The organism is Halomonas sp. SIMBA_159 (assembly GCF_046536035.1).
GTDB lineage: Bacteria > Pseudomonadota > Gammaproteobacteria > Pseudomonadales > Halomonadaceae > Vreelandella > Vreelandella venusta_A.
The window spans coordinates 1-274 of record NZ_JAWJBT010000505.1; the positions used below are offsets into that span (position 1 = coordinate 1).

The following is a 274-nucleotide window of genomic DNA, read 5'->3' on the forward strand; positions in this document are numbered from 1 at the left end:
CACTATGTCGAAGTACCATTTTATACGGCTGTTTCGCTCCCAGTTTGGGATTACACCCCATCAATACGTAATTAATTGCCGGATTAACCATGCACGAAAAGCACTGGAGACGGGCGAGTCCGTGATTGATGTCGCAACAGATTGCGGATTTTCTGATATCAGCCATTTAAACCGCCGATTCAAACGAAGTTACGGCATGACACCTAAACAATATCAATTACAAATAACACGCTAACAACTTTCAACTGGATAAAAATATGCTTGAGATCTGGCT

General features: G+C 42.0%; 1 protein-coding gene. It reads left to right on the plus strand.

Going from position 1 to position 274, the window contains the following annotated elements; genetic code table 11:
- The coding region (locus R0J87_RS20205) for a helix-turn-helix transcriptional regulator (protein ID WP_498888487.1) at positions 1-235 on the plus strand (235 nt) is incomplete at its 5' end.
- Between the last annotated feature and the right edge of the window lie 39 nt (positions 236-274).